Annotated in this window: 14 protein-coding genes and 1 riboswitch; of the genes, 7 read left to right on the forward strand and 7 right to left on the reverse strand. The window is 73.5% G+C overall.

Annotated features, from left to right (window positions below):
* Positions 1-5: 5 nt before the first annotated feature.
* Both AMK25_RS12165 and AMK25_RS12170 read right to left on the reverse strand, forming a co-directional pair.
* Positions 6-1226, reverse strand: a complete 1221-nt coding sequence (locus tag AMK25_RS12165; protein WP_073828456.1) for an MFS transporter — start codon at positions 1224-1226, stop codon at positions 6-8.
* Positions 1223-2797, reverse strand: coding sequence for a class I adenylate-forming enzyme family protein (locus tag AMK25_RS12170; RefSeq protein ID WP_073828457.1), 1575 nt, complete (start codon positions 2795-2797; stop codon positions 1223-1225). The genes AMK25_RS12165 and AMK25_RS12170 overlap by 4 nt, the downstream gene beginning before the upstream one ends.
* 284 nt (positions 2798-3081) lie before the next feature.
* On the opposite strand from AMK25_RS12170, the gene AMK25_RS12175 reads away from it, so the two are divergent.
* From AMK25_RS12175 to AMK25_RS12200, 6 genes are all read left to right on the forward strand, one after another.
* Complete coding sequence (locus tag AMK25_RS12175) at positions 3082-4392, forward strand: SGNH/GDSL hydrolase family protein (protein ID WP_073828458.1); 1311 nt, start codon at positions 3082-3084, stop codon at positions 4390-4392.
* A gap of 68 nt (positions 4393-4460) precedes the next feature.
* On the forward strand, positions 4461-5684 hold the full coding sequence (locus AMK25_RS12180) for a cytochrome P450 (RefSeq protein ID WP_073828459.1): 1224 nt from the start codon (positions 4461-4463) through the stop codon (positions 5682-5684).
* Complete coding sequence (locus tag AMK25_RS12185) at positions 5681-6691, forward strand: alpha/beta hydrolase (protein WP_241826337.1); 1011 nt, start codon at positions 5681-5683, stop codon at positions 6689-6691. Before AMK25_RS12180 ends, AMK25_RS12185 begins: the two co-directional genes overlap by 4 nt.
* On the forward strand, positions 6684-7799 hold the full coding sequence (locus tag AMK25_RS12190) for an alpha-hydroxy acid oxidase (protein ID WP_073828460.1): 1116 nt from the start codon (positions 6684-6686) through the stop codon (positions 7797-7799). The genes AMK25_RS12185 and AMK25_RS12190 overlap by 8 nt, the downstream gene beginning before the upstream one ends.
* Position 7800: 1 nt before the next feature.
* Positions 7801-9114 carry an aminotransferase-like domain-containing protein gene (locus AMK25_RS12195; protein WP_073828461.1) on the forward strand — a complete coding sequence of 438 codons (1314 nt, stop codon included), beginning with the start codon at positions 7801-7803 and terminating at the stop codon, positions 9112-9114.
* 68 nt (positions 9115-9182) lie between these two features.
* On the forward strand, positions 9183-9434 hold the full coding sequence (locus AMK25_RS12200; RefSeq protein ID WP_013286617.1) for a hypothetical protein: 252 nt from the start codon (positions 9183-9185) through the stop codon (positions 9432-9434).
* Positions 9435-9500: 66 nt separating this feature from the next.
* Here AMK25_RS12200 and AMK25_RS12205 read toward each other — a convergent pair whose 3' ends face one another.
* The gene (locus AMK25_RS12205; RefSeq protein ID WP_073828462.1) at positions 9501-10937 is read right to left on the reverse strand and encodes a glycine hydroxymethyltransferase; all 1437 of its coding nucleotides are present in this window, start codon (positions 10935-10937) and stop codon (positions 9501-9503) included.
* A gap of 18 nt (positions 10938-10955) precedes the next feature.
* A riboswitch (ZMP/ZTP riboswitch) is annotated at positions 10956-11045 on the reverse strand.
* Positions 11046-11076: 31 nt separating this feature from the next.
* Between AMK25_RS12205 and AMK25_RS32380 the strand changes: the two genes are divergently transcribed.
* The gene (locus tag AMK25_RS32380; protein ID WP_073828463.1) at positions 11077-11271 is read left to right on the forward strand and encodes a hypothetical protein; all 195 of its coding nucleotides are present in this window, start codon (positions 11077-11079) and stop codon (positions 11269-11271) included.
* 67 nt (positions 11272-11338) lie between these two features.
* On the opposite strand, the gene AMK25_RS12215 is transcribed toward AMK25_RS32380, so the two are convergent.
* From AMK25_RS12215 to AMK25_RS12230, 4 genes are all read right to left on the reverse strand, one after another.
* Positions 11339-11839, reverse strand: coding sequence for a hemerythrin domain-containing protein (locus AMK25_RS12215; protein ID WP_073828464.1), 501 nt, complete (start codon positions 11837-11839; stop codon positions 11339-11341).
* A gap of 107 nt (positions 11840-11946) precedes the next feature.
* The gene (locus AMK25_RS12220) at positions 11947-13431 is read right to left on the reverse strand and encodes a S8 family peptidase (RefSeq protein ID WP_073828465.1); all 1485 of its coding nucleotides are present in this window, start codon (positions 13429-13431) and stop codon (positions 11947-11949) included.
* Positions 13432-13576: 145 nt separating this feature from the next.
* Complete coding sequence (locus tag AMK25_RS12225; protein WP_073828466.1) at positions 13577-14440, reverse strand: NAD(P)H-hydrate dehydratase; 864 nt, start codon at positions 14438-14440, stop codon at positions 13577-13579.
* Complete coding sequence (locus tag AMK25_RS12230; protein WP_073828467.1) at positions 14424-15155, reverse strand: histidine phosphatase family protein; 732 nt, start codon at positions 15153-15155, stop codon at positions 14424-14426. The genes AMK25_RS12225 and AMK25_RS12230 overlap by 17 nt, the downstream gene beginning before the upstream one ends.
* Between the last annotated feature and the right edge of the window lie 182 nt (positions 15156-15337).

Raw genomic sequence — 15337 nt, forward strand, 5'->3', positions numbered from 1 at the left:
CCGGCTCAGACCGGCGTGGGGGTCGCCGGTTCCGGGGCCGGGCGGCGGGACGCGCGGGTCAGCAGCAGCGGCCCCACGGTCAGCACCAGGCAGACCACCGACATCACCAGCAGCGCCGGGGTCAGGTCGAGCAGCGCCACCGACCAGCCGCCGAGCAGCGCGCCCACGGGCAGGCCGAGGAACGCCACCGACCCGGAGATGCCGAGCACCCGGGTCTGCAGCTCGCCCGGCACCCGCTGGTAGAGCGACGCGCCGAGCAGCGGGTTCACCGCCGCGATGCCGATGCCGGACAGGAACGTCACCACGAGCACCACGACCAGGTCGTCGCTGAGCGCCAGCGCGAGCAGCCGGGGCGCGCCGCTGAGCGTCAGCCCCAGCGCGAACGTCGTCCCGGCGGGCAGCCGGGTGCCGAACATCGTGAACAGCACGTTGCCCAGCAGCGCGCCGGCCGAGAACACGCCGAGCAGCAGGCCGAAGCCGGCCGGGTCGCCGAGCACCTGGTTGACCCAGAGCGGGATCCAGACCGCGACGCTGGCGTTGGCGAACATGTTCGACACCGAGACCACCAGCAGCATGATCATCAGCGTCCGGTCGGTGCGCAGGTACGCGAAGCCGCCGCGCAGCGCCCGCAGGTAGGGCTCCCGGGGCGCGGGTTGCGCCGACGCGGGTGGCCGGACCAGCACGCCGATCAACAGCGCGCAGACCGCGAACGTGGCCGCGTCGATCCAGATGGCCCGGGTCAGCCCGACCCAGTCGATGAGCAGGCCGCCGAGCACCGCGCCGAACAGCGTCATGCCCCGGGCCAGGCCGTCGTAGGCGCTGGTGAGCCGGATCAGTGGCACCCCGGCCCGCTCGGCGGCCGGTTTGAACAGCACGTGCTTGACCCGGTCGCCGATGCCGCGCAGCCCGCCGGCGATCGCCACCAGCACCAGCAGCGTGCCGAACCCGAGCCAGGGCGCCAGCGCCACCACCGCCATCGCGACGGCGCTCGCCGCGTCCACGAACACGGAGGTACGGCGGACGCCGAACCGGTCCGCCCACGGGGTGGCCAGCGCGCTGGAGAGCATGTACGGCAGCGTCTCCGCCGCCGCGACGAGTCCCATCTTGGTGGGGCTGCCGGTGGTCTCCAGCACCAGCCAGGGGATGGCCACCACGGAGATCCGGGTGCCGAGGTTGGACAGCAGGTCGGCGCCGACCAGGGTGTACAACTCCCGGCGCGGGTTCATGCCGGGCTGCCGATCACGGTGCCCAGCGAGTCGGCGTCGGCGGGATGCGCGGCGGCGTACCGGGCCCGCAGCGCGCGTTTGTCCACCTTCGCGGACCGGTTGAGCGGCAGCGCGTCGACGAACTCCACGGCGCCGGGCGCCCAGGTCTCGCTCAGATCCCGCACGACCAGCGCGATCAGCTCCTCGCCGGTCACCGACGCGCCCGGCGCCGGCACCACGTACGCGTACGGCAGCTCCCCGGCCACCGGGTCCGGCACGCCGATGACGGCGGCGGCCCGCACCTCGGGGTGACCGGCGAGCACGTCCTCGATCGGGCGGGAGTAGATCGGCCAGCTGCGCGCCCGGGTGAGGATCCGGTCCTGCAACCGGTCGACCAGGTAGAGGTACCCGTCGGCGTCGAGGTGGCCGATGTCGCGGGTGCGGACCCAGCCGTCGACGAGCGTCTCCGCGGTCAGCTCGGGCCGGCCGTGGTAGCCGGCGAAGCTCAGCTTCGTGCGGACCCACACCTCGCCGTCGTCGCCGGGCGGCAGCACCCGGCCGTCGGTGTCGCGGATCTCCACGGTCACGTCGCCGTACGGGCGGCCGCAGGAACGCAGCCGCTCCGGGTGCTCCGGGTCCTCGGTCAGTCCGGGCAACGCGCAGATGACCACCGCCTCGCTGAGCCCGTACACGATGCGCAGGCACGGGCCGAAGCGGGCGATGGCCTGGCGCAGCCGGGCGGGCGCGGCGGGTCCGGCGCCCACGTTGAACATGAACATGGCGGAGAAGTCGGCGCCCGGCAGGTCGGGGTGGTCGAGCACCTCGTAGAGCATCGGCGGGGTGACGAACGTTGAGGTGAGCCGCTCGGCGTCCACGGTGGCGATGAACGCGGCCGGGTCCCACTGCTCGCGCAGGAACAGCACGCCGCCGGTGAACAGGTTGAACAGCGTGGTGATCTGGCCGCTGGCCAGCCACATCGGCGAGTGCGACAGGTGCCGCAGCAGCGGGAACCCGGCGCCCCGGAAGTCGGCGGCCAGGGCGAGGATCTGCCGGTAGAAGCTCTCCCTGTGGTGCACCAGTTTCGGCGTGCCGGTGGTGCCGCTGGTCTGCAGGAACGACTCCGGCGCGGGCGCCTCGGCGGGCAGCTCCGCGGCCGGCTCACCGGTCGCGGCGGTCAGGTCCGGTCCGGCGCCGCCGGGGCCGAGGCAGAGCACCGGTACGCCGGACAGGCCGGCCGCGATCTGGACCGCCTGCGGGTCACGCGGGTCGTGCACGAACGCCTGCGGCGCGGACAGCGCGACGAACTCGTCGACCTCCCGCCGCGAGGTCACCGGGGCGATCCACATGCTCCGGCAGCCCAGCAGGTGCAGCGCCAGTTGCAGCAGCGGGCCCTCGACCGTGTTGCCGAGCATCACCAGCACCGCCGTGCCGGGGCGTACGCCGTGCCGGCGCAGCGCGGCGGCCAGGCCGCGTACCTCGGCGGAGACCTGGGGGTAGGTGAGGCGGCGTCCGCCGCCGACGAGCGCCTCCCGGTCGCCGAAGCCGGCGAAGAGCTCCAGCGCCTCGTGCACGTAGTTCGGCCGGTCGGTCATCGGGCAGCCCCCATCATGGTCCGCGAGCGGCGTCCGGCCAGGTCAGGGCCGGGACATGACGGCAGGTGCCAGGTCGGCGACCGCACCGCCGCCAGCTCCGAGCCTAGGCAGCGGCGGTCCACGGCGGACAGAGCCGATCGTCGCTGCGTCCCGCCCCGCGGGCATTTGATCATGTCGATCAGGTTGATTGACGCTCGTCACCGCCGGAAGCTAGTTTCCGGTCCATCGCCCGGGCCGGTGCCGCCGACCGCGTCACGCCCGGGGCTGCCGACCATGGAGGATCGATGCCGACCCCGAAGAGATGGCACGTCATAGCTTCCGCCGTAACGCTCCTGATCGCCGCCACCCCGGCGGTCACCGCGAGCGCCGGCCCGACCGACACCGACCGCGCCGGGCACGGGCGCGCCGAGTGGGCCGGGACCTGGGCCGCGGCGGTGACCCGCGGGAACACCGTGGGCCTGACCGAGACCGGCCTGAACAACCAGAGCATCCGGATGACAGTGCAGACCTCGGTGGGCGGGCCGCGCCTGCGGGTGCGGCTGACCAACCTCTACGGCCAGCAGGCCATCCAGGTTGGCAGCGCCACCATCGCCCGGCCGAACACCGCCACCGCCGACGACCTGTCCGACATCGTCCCGGCCAGCATCCGGCAGCTGACGTTCTCCGGTGCCGGCTCGGCGACCATCAACAAGGGCGCCGAACTGCTCAGCGACCCGGTGGCCTTCCCGGTGGCGGAGCAGGAGGACCTGGTGGTCACCCTGTACTTCCCGGTGCTCACCGGACCGGTCACGTTCCACGGCCAGTCCAAGGTCACCAACTTCATCGGCGCCACCGACCTCACCTCGGCGGCCGAGGGCACCGGCTTCACCATCCGGCCCAACTGCTGCTGGATGTTCCTGTCCGGCATCGACGTGGAGCGCAAGGCCACGCCCGGCTCCGTGGTGGTGCTGGGTGACTCCATCAGCGACGGCAACGGCAGCACCGTCAACGCCGACCGCCGCTGGCCGGACTTCCTGGCCAAGCGGCTGATCGACGCCCGCCCGGAGCCGCGTACGCCGGGCGTGCTCAACCTCAGCCTGGCCGGCAACCGGCTCAACCACGAGGGCACCGAGCCCGGCGCGGGCGGCTTCCCCGGCTACTACGAGCTGGGCCCGAACGCGCTGGCCCGGCTCAACGAGGACGTGTTCCCGCAGACCGGGGTGCGTACCGTCATCACCCAACTGGGCATCAACGACATCTGGATGAGCGATGACAGCCCGGAGGCGATCATCGCCTCGCTGCGCCAGATCAACCGGCAGGTCCAGGCGCGCGGCCTGACCAGCATCGCCGGCACGCTCATGCCGTACGAGGGCAACGGCGGGCCGGGCGTGTGGACGCCGGAGAAGGACGCCACCCGGCAAGCCGTCAACACCTGGCTGCGCGGGCCGGGCCGGGCCGAGTTCGACGGCGTCGTCGACTTCGACGCGGTGATGCGCGACCCGGCGCAGCCCAGCCGGCTGCTGCCGGCGTACGACTCGGGTGACCACATCCACCCGAACGACACCGGAGCCGCGGCGATGGCGAACGCGGTGCCATTGAAGCTGCTCGGACTGTGACACCCGGGCGGGGGCGGCGGTCGACACGACGCCGCCCCCGCCGCCGTTTTCCTGGGGAGGAAGAGACAGTGGACGTCAGCGAGATCCTGACCGGCCTCTACAGCGAACAGGGCCGGCAGAACCCCTATCCCTTCTACGCGGCCCTGCACGAGCACGGGCCGATAAACGCCGTTCCGGCCCGTGCCGAGCACAGCACCGTCAGCGCGGTGGCCGGCGGGTACGACATGGTGGACCAGATCCTGCGCGATCCCGCCTGGTACAAGGGCTTCCCGCCCGGCTGGGAGGAACAGGAGATCCTGCGGACCTTCCTGACCTCGATGATGTTCGTCAATCCACCCGACCACACCCGGATGCGTGCGGTGTTCGCGAAGACGTTCACCCCGCGCCGGCTGGTAGCGCTGGAGCCGGTGATCGAGCGGATCGTCGCCGAACGTCTGGACCACATGGCCAAGGCGGGCGCCGACGGCGCCGAGGTGGACTTCGTGGCCGACTTCGCGTACCCGGTCCCGGCGCTGGTGATGGCCGAGTTCATCGGCCTGCCCGCGGCCGACCTGGCCTGGTACCGGCAGCGGGTCGACTGGATCGACGAGTACATGGACGTGTCCGGCAAGACGCCGGAGCGGCTGGCCCGGGCCAACCAGGCCGCCGAGGAACTGCGCGTCTACTACCGTGACCTGATCGCCCACCGGCGCCGCGCGCCGGGCCACGACCTGATCAGCGGGCTGGTCGAGGTGCTCGACGCGGGCGGCGTCGACCTGACCGAGGAGGAGTTGATCAGCAACCTGATCGTGCTGTTCAACGCCAGCTTCGTCACCACCGTCTACATGTTCAGCAACGGCCTGCCGCTGCTGCTGGAGCACCCGCACGTGACCGCCGCGCTGCCCGGCGACGACTCGCTGGCCCGGGGGTGCGTGGAGGAGGTGCTGCGGATGGAGAGCCCGGTGCACTTCCTGGCACGCTCCGCGCCGGCCGGCGTCGACCTCGGCGGCGTGCCGGTCGACCGCGACGACAACGTGCTGCTGCTGATCGCCGCCGCCAACCGCGACCCGGCCCGGTTCCCCGACCCGGACCGCTTCGACCCGCGCCGTCCCGGCCCGCCGTCGCTGGCCTTCGGCGTGGGGCTGCACTTCTGCCTCGGCTCGGCGGTATCCCGGCTGGAGGGCCGCCTGGCGCTGCCGCGCCTGTTCGCGCGCTTCCCCCGGCTCGCAGTCACCCAGCCGTACACCTACAGCGGGAGCCTGTTCCTGCGCGGCATCGACAAACTCTTCGTCACCACAGGGGAGGCCGGATGACACTCGATCCGCAGGTGGTCGCGTGGCGGGCCGCGCGGGCGGCCGGCGGCGCCGTGCCGCTCTACACTCAGACCCTGGCTCAGGCCCGCGCCGCCGACCTCGCCGCGATCCGCGCCGGCTCCGGCGCGGTCGAGCCGGTCGCCGAGGTACGCGACACGACGGTGCCCGGCCCGGCCGGGCCGCTGCCGGTGCGGATCCACCGGCCGGACGGCGACGGCCCGCTGCCGACTCTCGTCTACTTCTTCGGTGGCGGCTGGACGCTCGGCAGCGTCGACACCGCCGACGGGATCTGCCGCCGGCTGGTCAATCTCGGCGGCGTGCAGACCGTTACAGTCGGCTACCGGCTCGCGCCGGAGCACCCGTTCCCGGCTGCGGTGGAGGACTGCCACGCCGCGGTGCGGCACCTCGCCGCGCACGCCGCCGAGTTCCGCGTCGACCCGGACCGGCTGGCGGTGGGCGGGGACAGCGCGGGCGGGAACCTGGCCGCCGCTGTCACGTTGCTGGCCCGCGCCGACGGCGGTCCCCGGCTCGCCGCCCAGCTGCTGGTCTACCCGAACACCGACCAGCGGCCCGGGCACCGCCCCGGCGACGACGAGGACCCGATGCTGTTCAACAGGCACTCGGTGGGCTGGTACCGGAGCCACTACCTCCCCGACCCCGGCGACGCGGCGCACCCGCTGGCGTCGCCACTGCTCGCCGAGGACCTGGGCGGCCTGCCCCCGGCGCTCGTGATCACCGCCGGGTACGACCCGCTGTGCGCCGAGGGCCGGCGATACGCCGAGCGGTTGCACGAGGCCGGCGTGCCCACCGAGACGGCCCACTACCCGGGGATGGTGCACGGGTTCTTCGCCATGCCCGGCGTGTTCGACGCGGGCCGCCAGGCCCAGGAGCGGGCCGCCGCCTTCCTGCGCCGCTCATTCGGGCTGGACACGGCGTCCGGCGCGGGCGAGCCGGCGGCGGGCGTGGACCCGGCCGGGAGCACGGTGGGCGCGGGCGGCCATGGCTGACGCGGCCGCCGCCCCGGCGGACGGGTTCGTGCCGCCGGTCAGCCTGGCCGATTTCGCCGCGCTGGCGCGGGCGGTGCTGCCGCCCGACGTGTGGGACTTCGTCGACGGCGGCAGCGGCGCCGAGACCGCCCTGGCCGCCAACCGGGCCGCGCTGGACCGGTTGGCGGTGCTGCCCCGGATGCTGGCCGGGGTGGACGACCCGTCCACCGAGGCGACGCTGCCCGGCGGCCGGGCCGCGTTGCCGGTGGCTGTCGCGCCGATGGCGTACCAGCGGTTGCTGCACCCCGACGGCGAGCCGGCGCTCGCGGCGGCGGCCCGCGCGGCGGGCGTGCCGTACGTGGCGAGCACGCTGGCCAGCACGCCGATCGAGGAGATCGCGGCGACCGGCGCGACGGTGTGGTTCCAGCTCTACTGGCTGCGCGACCGGGCGCTGGTGGCCGACCTGCTGGACCGGGCGTCGGCGGCCGGTTGCGCCGCGGTGATGGTGACTGTGGACGTGCCGGTGCTCGGGCGGCGCCTGCGCGATGCCCGCAACGGGTTCGCGCTGCCGCCGCACGTCACCGCCGCGAACCTGCCCGGCGGCCGGGACGACCTGGCCCACCAGGGCACGCCCGGCGTGTCGGCGGTGGCGGTGCACACCGGCGCGGTGTTCGCCCCGGCGCTGAGCTGGGCGGACCTGGAGTGGCTGCGCGCGCGTACCCGGGTGCCGTTGCTGGTCAAGGGCATCCTGGACGCGCGCGACGCGGCCCGCGCGGCGGACGCCGGCGTGGACGCCGTGGTGGTCTCCAACCACGGCGGCCGGCAGCTCGACGCCGCCCCGGCCAGCGCGAGCGTGCTGCCCGAGGTGGTCGAGGCGGTCGACGAGCGGTGCGCGGTGCTGCTGGACAGCGGCGTCCGCGGCGGCGTCGACGTGCTGCGCGCGCTGGCGCTGGGCGCGGACGGCGTGCTGCTCGGCCGGCCGCTGCTCTGGGCCCTGGCCGCCGGTGGCCGGGCCGGCGCCGAGGCGGCGCTCGCGCTGCTCGCGGCGGAGCTGCGCGACGCCCTCATCCTCAGCGGCTGCCCCGACCCGGCCTCGGCCCGGCGGCTGCGCACCCGGATCGGAGGCTGACGTGGAGCCGGTCGACCTGGCCGTCACGGCGCTGCACGGCAGCGTCGGCGACCCGGCCCTGAACTCGATGAACTTCCTCAACGAGGTGGCGCAGCACTACCCGGACGCGGTGTCGCTGGCGGCCGGGCGCCCGTACGAGGAGTTCTTCGACTCGGCGCTGCTGCACGAGCACCTGGACCGCTTCCGCCGGCACCTCGCCGAGCACCTCGGGCTGGACCGGGCCGCCGTGGACCGGACGCTGTTGCAGTACGGCCGGACCAAGGGCGTCGTACACCATCTGATCGCGCGCAACCTCGCCGTGGACGAGGGGCTCACCGTCGACCCGGAGTCGATAGTGGTGACGGTCGGCTGCCAGGAGGCGATGTTCCTGGTGCTGCGCGCGCTGCGGACCGGTCCGGCGGACGTGCTGTTCGCTGTCGCGCCCACGTACGTCGGGCTGACCGGCGCGGCGCGGCTGGTGGACCTGCCGGTGCGCCCGGTGGCGGGCGGGCCGGACGGCGTCGACCTGGCCGACCTGCGCGCCGGGGTGCGCCGGGCCCGCGCGGAAGGGCTGGCGCCCCGGGCCTGCTACGTGATGCCGGACTTCGCCAACCCGTCCGGGGTCAGCATGACCACCGCACAGCGGCGGCGGCTGCTGGAACTGGCCGCCGAGGAGGACCTGCTGCTGATCGAGGACAACCCGTACGGTCTGTTCCCGGCCGACGGCACCGCGCGGCGGCCCACCCTCAAGGCGTTGGACACCGCGCGCCGGGTGGTCTACCTCGGCTCGTTCGCCAAGACGGTGCTGCCCGGCGCCCGGGTCGGCTATGTGGTCGCCGACCAGCGGGTGGGGGAGGCGGACGGCACCGTGGTGCCGCTGGCCGATCACCTCGCGAAGATCAAGAGCATGGTCACCGTGAACACGTCACCGATCAGCCAGGCGGTGATCGGCGGCGCGCTGCTGGCGCACGACTGCTCGCTGGTGGCCGCGAACGTGCGGGAACGGGCCGCGTACGCCCGCAACCTGCGCCACCTGGTCGAGGGCCTGGCCCGGCGTTTCCCGGCCGGCGGGCCGGTCTCCTGGACCGTGCCGGCGGGCGGGTTCTTCGTGGTGGTGAGCGTGCCGTTCGCGGTGGACGACGCGCTGCTGCACCGCTCGGCCTGCGAGTACGGCGTGCTCTGGACGCCGATGGCCCACTTCTACGACGCGGGTACGCCGGTGAATGCGTTGCGGCTGTCGGTGAGCGCTGTCACACCGGAATCCATCGATCTGGGGCTGGACCGGCTCGCCGCGCTGGTCGCGGACACCACGGCCGGGGTGGGCGCGCCGGCGTGACGTCGGAGTGTCAGGGTTACGGCACACTGCGTGTTTCCTGACGCCGTTCGTCTGTTGATAATGGACGAATGGTTGCCTGGGAGTACGCGTTGCTCGTTCGTCGGTATCAGGGTCAGGGACGCAATTTCCACGTCTCGTTCGTGTGGTACGGCCCGGACGGGTCACGCACCGACGTGACCGCGTACGGCGACACCGCCATCGCGCACCTGAACCGGGTCGGCCGGGAGGGCTGGGAACTCGTGTCCGCCGCCGAGGACGTGAACAACGTGCAGGGCAGCACCGAGGTCCACCGCTACCACCTGAAGCGCCCGCTGCGCTGACCCCCGTAATCGCCGGCACCCCGGGAGAAGGATCTCCCGGGGTGCCGCTTCGTGTCGGTCGGGCGCTCAGCCCAGGTCGACCGCCGGGTAGAGCGGGAACGGCGTGAGCAGGTCGGCGGCCTGCTTGCCGACCGACTCGGCGACGGCCGGGTCCAGCACGTACTTCGCCTTCGACGCGGCGCCGTCCGGGCCGGTGCCGGGCGTGGTCTGGCTGAGCACGGTGTGGATCAGCTCGGCGGTGGCGTCCATCTCGGCGGCGCCGAGGCCCCGGGTGGTCAGCGCCGGGGTGCCGATGCGGATGCCGGAGGTGTACCAGGCGCCGTTCGGGTCCTGCGGTACCGAGTTGCGGTTGGTGACGATGCCCGAGTCCAGCAGCGCCTGCTCGGCCTGCCGGCCGGTCAGGCCGTACCCGGACACGTCGATGAGCACCAGGTGGTTGTCGGTGCCGCCGGTGACCAGCGTCGCGCCCCGGCGCAGCAGCCCGTCCGCGAGCGCCTGCGCGTTGTCGACGATCCGCTGGGCGTAGTCGGCGAAGTCGGGGCGGCGCGCCTCGGCCAGCGCGACCGCCTTGGCGGCCATCACGTGCGGCAGCGGCCCGCCGAGCACCATCGGGCAGCCCCGGTCGACCTGGTCGGCCAGCTCCGGCCCGCAGAGCACCATGCCGCCGCGCGGGCCGCGCAGCGACTTGTGCGTGGTGGTGGTGACGATGTGGGCGTGCGGCACCGGGTCGAAGTCGCCGGTGAAGACCTTGCCGGCGACCAGCCCGGCGAAGTGGGCCATGTCGACCATGAAGGTGGCGCCGACCGAGTCGGCGATCTCCCGCATGATCCGGAAGTTGACCTTCCGGGGGTACGCGGAGTAACCGGCGACCAGGATCAGCGGCTTGAACTCGCGGGCCGCCTCGGCCACCCGGTCGTAGTCGATCAGGCCGGTGGCCGGGTCGGTGCCGTAGCTGCGCTGGTCGAACATCTTGCCGGAGATGTTCGGCCGGAAGCCGTGGGTGAGGTGGCCGCCGGCGTCCAGCGACATGCCCAGCATCCGCTGGTTGCCCAGCTCGCGGCGCAGCGCGAACCAGTCGGCCTCGGTGAGGTCGTTGACCTGCCGGGCCTGCGCCTTCTTCAGCGCGGGGGACTCCACCCGGTCGGCCAGGATCGCCCAGAACGCGACAAGGTTGGCGTCGATGCCCGAGTGCGGCTGCACGTACGCGTGGGACGCGCCGAACAGCTCCCGGGCGTGCTCGGCGGCGAGCGCCTCGACCGTGTCGACGTTCTGGCAGCCGGCGTAGAACCGGCGCCCGACGGTGCCCTCGGCGTACTTGTCGCTGAACCAGTTGCCCATGGCCAGCAGCGTCGCGGGGGAGGCGTAGTTCTCGCTGGCGATGAGCTTGAGCGACTCGCGCTGGTCGGCCAGTTCCGCGGCGATGGCGTCGGCGACCCGCGGCTCGACGCCGCGGACGACCTCCAGCGCGCTGCGGAAGGCGGTGGACTCGGCGTTGCGCGACATGCGACCTCCTGGTGACGTGCGGAAGGCCCAGGCGCTCGGCATGCGTCCTCATGACGAGGCCGCTCCCCGATGGTGCTCCATCTCCACGCGCCAGTCACGGCCTGCGCCGATCCTACCGGCCCGGCCGGGGCCTGCGGGGTTGGGCCGCCCGTCGCGGTTCGTCGAACACGGGTACGACGTGGTGGTCGCCGCCGAGGACGCGGCGATCGAGCGCGCGGCGGGCGACCTGCGGCGCGACGGCGGCCGGATCCGGGTGGCCGCCGGCAAGATCATCCCGAACCGGTTGAAGGCCGAGCAGCACCGCAAGATGGCCGAGCCCGGCTCCGGCGACTGAGCGCCGCAACGCGAGCGGGACCGCCCCTCTGCCTCGGGGCGGTCCCGCTCGCGTCGTGCGGCCGGTGTCAGGCGACCACGGCGTCCAGCGACTTCTTCAGCGCCTTCGGGGCGGTCGGCGTTTTCGGGGCCTTCGGGCGCAGGTCGAGCATCCGCTGGCCGATCTCCTGGAGCTGGTTACGGCCGAGCGCCTCCCGGACCTTCGGGAACCACTCCTGCTCCTCCTCCTCGACGTGGTGCAGCACGTTCTCGATCAGCACCGTCGTCTTGGCGTTGAACCGCTCGTCGTCGGCGTCCATGGTGAACAGCTCGAAGCAGAGCACGTCCGCGACGTGGTGCTCCTCGTACGACTCCAGGATGTCGTCCTCGACGTCGGGCACCAGCTTGCGGACCTCCGGGTACATTACCTCGTTCTCCAGGTAGGTGTGCACCGTCAGAGCCTCGAGGATCTGCTTGACGATCTTCCCGCGCTTGCTCGCCGGTCCCTCCTCGGCCTCCTGGAAGGCCTTGAACAGGCGGCGGATCTCCTTGTGGTCCTCCTTGAGCAGGACGATCGCGTCGGTGGACACCGGTTACCTCCTAAGTCGGCTGACGCTGCCCCCCTACCCGGCGCCCGACCAGGACAAACAGACCGGGCCCGGCAAGCGCGCCGGGCCCGGTCCACGTGGATCGCCGTCTACTTCACCGCGTTGTACGCGTCCACGACACCGGCGCCGTAGAACCCGTTGCGCTTCCCGCCGGAGCAGGTCGCGTCGTAGGCGTTCGGGCCCGCCGGGATCAGCGGCACCGGGTTGTACACGCCTGCCGGGCAGGACTTCGCCACCGCCGTGCGCTCCAGGAACGAGGAGAGCTGACCCGGCGTCATGCCCGGGTGCGCGGACAGCGCCAGCGCCGCGACGCCGGCGGCGTGCGGGCCGGACATCGAGGTGCCCTGCTTGTAGCCCCACCCGTTGGTGCGGGTGGCGGTGTTGAAGGTGGTGGACAGGATGCCGTCGGTGGACGTCGAGGTCGCGCCCCGGGTCCGGAACCGGGTGTCACCACCCGGCGCGGTCACGTCGATGACGCCCTGGCCGTACGAGGAGTAGTAGCTCTTGTCACCGGTCGGGCCGACGGCGGCGACGGTCACCACGCCCGGCGCCTCGGCCGGCAGGACCAGGCAGGCGTTGGTGAGGTTCTCGCGCTCCTCCGGCGTGCCGTTGTTCGGGCTGCCGGTGTCGGTGATCTTGTGGGCCAGGTCGAAGTTCGCGTTGCCGGCCGACGCCACGTGCAGCACGCCCTGCGACTGCGAGTAGCGCAGCGCCCGCTGCACGGCCTTCCACACCGGACGCTGGCGGGCGTCGTTGCGGCAGTTCAGCTGCCACGGGTCGATGTAGTAGCTGTTGTTGGTGAGCTGGAAGCCGTGCTCGGCGGCCCACATGAACCCGCAGACCGCGGCCTCCGGGAAGATGTAGCCGTCGTCGTTCACCACCTTCACGGCGGCGACCTTCACGCCCGGGGCGACACCGGTGACGCCGACGCCGTTGACCGCGGCGGCGATGGTGCCCGCCACGTGGGTGCCGTGGTCGCTGGTGGTCGGGTTCCACGCCGGCTCGGCGGTGTCGGTGACGCCGCCGATGCAGGACGTGCTCTTGTCCTTGGCGATCTGGGTCGCCAGGTCCGGGTGGCTGCTGGAGATGCCGCTGTCCAGCACGCCCACCACCACCGACGGGCTGCCGCCGGTGACCGCGTGGGCCTGCGGGACGCGGATCATGTCCATGTCCCACTGCTGGCCGTACAGCGGCTCGGCCGTCGGGTCGCCCGCGGCGCGGACCACGTCGGCGGCCGGGACCTCGACCGTCTCGCCCTCGTCGAGGGCGGTGCCCAGACCGGCGGTGGAGGCGACCGACTCGACGCCGGCGCCGGCCACCCGGGTGGCGAAGTCCGGGGCGGACGAGCGCGCGACGAGCACGCCGATCTTGTCGTACGCGGCGACGACAGTGCCGTCGGCGGCGGCCACCCGCGCCGCGGCCTTGGCGGTGCCGTTGCCCTGCGGGGCGAGGACCAGGTACGACGTCTCCGGTCCGGCGGCCGCCACCGGCGCCGGGACGCCGATCAGGGCGAGACCGGCGCCGAGCGTCACGGCGGACGCGGCGGCGAGTGTCTTGCGACGGAGATTGTTCACACAGACTCCCAGGGGGTTGGTGCGGCCGGGCCGCTCCCTGGACGGGGGTACGGCCCGGTGGAGACGCGCAGGCTGCACGCCTCGCCGCAACAGCGCCCACCGTTGGCGGGGTGTTACACACCTCACCCCGCCGAGCTGTGGATCGTCAGACCGTGGCGATCGTGTAGGGGATCTCGTCGAGCAGTTCCCGGGCGAGGAAGCCGATCCGCCCGTACCGGGGGACCAGCCGCTGCCCGCTCACCGCGTGCGCGAACGCGGCCCAGCAGGCGGCCTGCGCCGGGTCGGCGCCCCGGGAGAGCAGGCCCGCGAGCAGCCCGGAGCGCACGTCGCCGCTGCCCGAGGTGCCCAGCCCGGCGTCACCGCTCTCCTCCCGCCAGGCCCGGCCGTCCGGCGTCGCGATGTGCCCGTAGAGCGACACCACAGCGTCGTACCGGCCGGCCAGTTCCACCGCCTCGGCGTCCAGGTCGTCGCCCGGATCGCGATGCAGCAGGTGCTTCGCCTCGGTCAGGTTGGGGGTGAGCACCACCTTGCGGCCGGAGCCGACCAGCAGGTCCGGGGCGTGGCTGAGCGCGCCCAGCGCGTACGCGTCGAGCACCAGCGCGGTCTCCCGGCCGGCTGCGTCCAGGACCAGGCGCAGCAGTTCCCCGGTGGCGTCGATGTCCTTCAGACCGGGGCCGACCGCCACCACGTCCGCCTCGGCGACCAGGCCGCCGAGCAGGTCGCCCGGGTCGCCGCGGACCGCGCCGTCGGCGGTCTCCGGCAGGCCCACCACGAGCGCCTCGGGCACCTGGATGCTCAGCGACGCGGCCGTCGACTCGGCCGCGGCGAGCTGGAGCACGCCGGCCCCGGCCCGCAGCGCGGCCACCCCGGCCAGCAGCACCGCGCCCGGGGTGAACCGGGAACCGCCGACCACCAGCACGGTGCCGCGCGCCTCCTTGCCGCCGGTGGGCACCGGCAGCGCCCAGTCCCGCAGCAGCGCGGGGGTGATCACGTCAGACCGGCTCGGCATGGACCTCGTCCTCCCTGGTGGGTGTCGCCCCCTGCCGGTGCAGGTGGGCGACGTCGTTGAACACGTCCGGCACGAGCCGGCCCGTCTCGTCGGCGTGCCAGCCGGTGACCGAGCAGTTGGCGATCACGTGCTCGCGGGTCAGCGCCATCAGCTCCGCCTCGGCGAGCCCCTCCACGAGGTAGCGCAGCAGGAAGACCAGCGCGTCGTGGCCGAACAGCAGCACCCGGCCCCCCTCGTGGTCGCGGCGCAGGTCGCCCAGCAGCGCCCGCAGCCGCAGCGCCACGTCGGTCCAGGACTCGCCGCCGGGCGGGCGGTAGTAGAACTTGCCGAGCCGGGTACGCCGGTCGGCCTCGTCCGGGTAGCGCCGCCGTACGCCGTGGCCGGTGAGCCCGTCGAGGATGCCCAGCTCCCGGTCGCGCAGCCGCTCGTCCACGCTCGTCGGGATCCCGGTGCCGTCCAGTGCCAGCTCGGCGGTCCGCACCGCCCGCAGGTACGGCGACACCACCGCCACGTCCGGCCGTTGCGGGTCCGGCAGCCCGGCCAGCCAGCGGCCGGTCGCCCGCGCCTGCTCCTCGCCGGTCGGTGACAGCGGCACGTCGGCGTCCCGGTGGGTGAGGTCGATCAGCTCGGCGCCGGACGTCTCGGCCGCCGTGGCCGCGACGTTCGCCGTGCTCTCACCGTGCCGGACGATCCAGAGCGATGCCAACTCCGCCATGCGGCTCCCGGTACCCGGGCTCGACCGGGGATAACCGTGCCGGACCGGCCCGGCGCGGGACTGCGTGACAGTGCATCGACCCGGCACAATGTCCCACGACGCGGGACGAACGGCCGGGTCCGGGGGAGGCGTACATGGCGACGGTGGTGCGGGGTCTGCGGGAGGCGCTGCTGCTCTTCCTG

Source organism: Micromonospora sp. TSRI0369, assembly GCF_001905625.1.
Lineage (GTDB): Bacteria > Actinomycetota > Actinomycetes > Mycobacteriales > Micromonosporaceae > Micromonospora > Micromonospora echinospora_A.